The organism is Cellulosimicrobium cellulans, from assembly GCF_001722485.1.
In the GTDB taxonomy this organism is placed as follows: domain Bacteria; phylum Actinomycetota; class Actinomycetes; order Actinomycetales; family Cellulomonadaceae; genus Cellulosimicrobium; species Cellulosimicrobium cellulans_A.
The window spans coordinates 1-2,094 of the sequence record NZ_LWGL01000290.1 but is presented as its reverse complement, the minus strand read 5'-3'; the positions used below and the strand labels follow the sequence as shown (position 1 = coordinate 2,094).

Below are 2,094 nucleotides of genomic sequence, written 5' to 3'. Positions count from 1 at the left end.
ACCTGCCGCACCCCGCCGCGACCCGCGTCGACGACGAGGACGCCGGCTCCCCGGCCCGCCCCGTCCGGGCGCCCGCGCCGTCCCCCGCTGCCCCTGGCCACGGGCCGGAGGCAGGGCTGGAGACGGGGCCGGAGGCAGTGCCGGAGCCCGCCGGCGTCCCGGCCGACGCGCCCCCCGCCCCCCGCGCGGCGCCCCGCGAGACCCGCAGGAGCCGGAGCCGGTCGCGCGCGCAGGTCCCCAGCTGGGACGAGATCGTCTTCGGCGCCCGCCCGGAGCACTGAGCCACCGCCCGGCGGCGCCCGTCAGCCGGACAGGTCGAACGACAGCCCGTCGGCGGGGCCGAGCGCGCGCGCGGCGGCCGTCGTCATGCGCCGCATGTGGTGCCGACGGCACAGCACCTCGTACGCGACCTCGCCGGAGCCCTGCCCGACGTCGCCCACGATGACCTGCTCGCCCTCGACGACCATGCGCCCGTCGACCGTGCGCGCGTTGTGCGTCGCGCGCGCCCCGCACCAGCACAGGGACTGCACCTGCAGGACCTCCACCCGGTCGGCGAGCTCGATGAACCGCGCCGACCCGGGGAACAGGCGCGTGCGGAAGTCGGCGGTGATGCCGAACGCGAAGACGTCGATCTCCGTCTCGTCCACGAGGCGCGCGAGCTGCTCGACCTGCGCCGGGGAGTAGAACTGCGCCTCGTCGCAGACGAGGTAGTCCACGGGCACCGGCTGGCCCGTCACGAAGGACCAGAAGTCCGTGTCGTCGCGCACCTCGTGCGCGACGACCTCCAGGCCGAGGCGCGAGGACAGGCGGTCCGTCCCGGCGCGGTCGTCGCGGGAGAAGATGAGCCCGCGCCGGCCACGGGCGGCGTGGTTGTGGTCCAGCTGGAGCGCGAGGGTGGACTTGCCGCAGTCCATCGTGCCGGAGAAGAAGACGAGCTCGGCCATGCGGGCCCTTTCGCGGTCGGTCGGTCGCGGGTGTCGGCGGTCAGCCCGCGGTCACGAGCAGGGGGACGCGCATCTCGCGCTCGGTGAGCGAGCCGTGCACCCCGATCAGGGCGAGCGACGCGGGCGTCTGGGTGCGCGAGTCGACCACCGTCGCGAGGCCCCGCATCGCCACGAGGAGGTCGCCCGCGGCGGCCACCGCCTCCGGCCTCGGGTCCGGGCCGAGCAGCCCGCGACCGAGCGCGTCGTCGCGCTCCAGCACGACGGCGTGGTCGCCCAGCACCTCGCGCCAGCGCGCCGCGACGTCGGGCGCGCGGCCCGGCTCGGCGTACACGTGCACGGCACGCGGCTCGCCGCCGACGAGGGCGACGTCCCGGCCGAGCACCGGGTCCGTCGCGACGTCGCGGCGCAGCGCCGGGTCGACGTCGACCATGCCGTGGTCGGCGGTGACGAGCAGGAGCGTGCCGGCCGGCAGGGAGCGCGCCAGGCGGGCGAGCTCGCGGTCGAGCGCCTCGAGCTCGTCGCCCCACTGCCACGACCCGGAGCCGTGGTGGTGGCCGGCCTTGTCGACCTCGCCCCAGTAGAGGTAGACGAGCCCGGGGCGGCGCAGCGCCCGCAGCGCCGCGTCCACGCGGTCGCCGAGGCGCTCCGCCCCGGCGTACGCGCCGCCGCGCAGCGCGGCCAGCGTCATGCCGGAGCCCGCGAACCGTGCCGGTCCGGTCGAGGTGACGGCCACCCCGGCGTCGGCCGCGACGCCCAGCAGCGGCGGCTCCTGCTGGACCTCGTGCGGGGGCAGGGCCCCCTCCCACGACACCATGTTGGCGAGCTCGCCCGTGGCCGGGTTGCGCTGCGTGTAGCCGAGCATGCCCGTGCGCCCGGGCGCCGTCCCGGTGCCGAACGCGCCGACCGCGGCGGCGGTGGTGCTCGGGAACGTCGAGGTGAGCGGGCGCGCGTCGGGCAGCAGCGAGCGCAGGAAGGGCGCGTGCCCCGCGCGCTCGGCGAGGTTGAGGTGCCCGAGGCCGTCGACCAGCACGACGCACACGCGCTCGGCCGCCGGCAGGCCCAGGTCGCGGCGGGCCGCCGCCCCGTCGAGCCCCGTCGCGGTCGTCACGGGCACGCCGAGCGCGTCGAGCGACGCGGGGAGCACGGCGGC

Annotated in this window: 2 protein-coding genes and 1 pseudogene; 1 reads left to right on the top strand and 2 read right to left on the bottom strand. The window is 77.7% G+C overall.

The features are described 5' to 3' along the window. Window positions 1-281: pseudogene (locus JZ5iCDA_RS19475) on the top strand (hypothetical protein); the annotation flags it as partial. A gap of 21 nt (window positions 282-302) precedes the next feature. Here the strand turns inward: JZ5iCDA_RS19475 and JZ5iCDA_RS17090 are convergent. Both JZ5iCDA_RS17090 and JZ5iCDA_RS17085 read right to left on the bottom strand, forming a co-directional pair. Continuing rightward, the gene (locus JZ5iCDA_RS17090; RefSeq protein WP_069388199.1) at window positions 303-944 is read right to left on the bottom strand and encodes a thymidine kinase; all 642 of its coding nucleotides are present in this window, start codon (window positions 942-944) and stop codon (window positions 303-305) included. Window positions 945-984: 40 nt separating this feature from the next. Then, the coding region (locus JZ5iCDA_RS17085) for an alkaline phosphatase family protein (RefSeq protein ID WP_069388198.1) at window positions 985-2,094 on the bottom strand (1,110 nt) is incomplete at its 5' end.

Bases quoted from the DNA above. Each gene is read 5' to 3' on its own strand.
- JZ5iCDA_RS17090 (WP_069388199.1), bottom strand. From the start codon at position 944: ATGGCCGAGCTCGTCTTCTTCTCCGGCACGATGGACTGCGGCAAGTCC.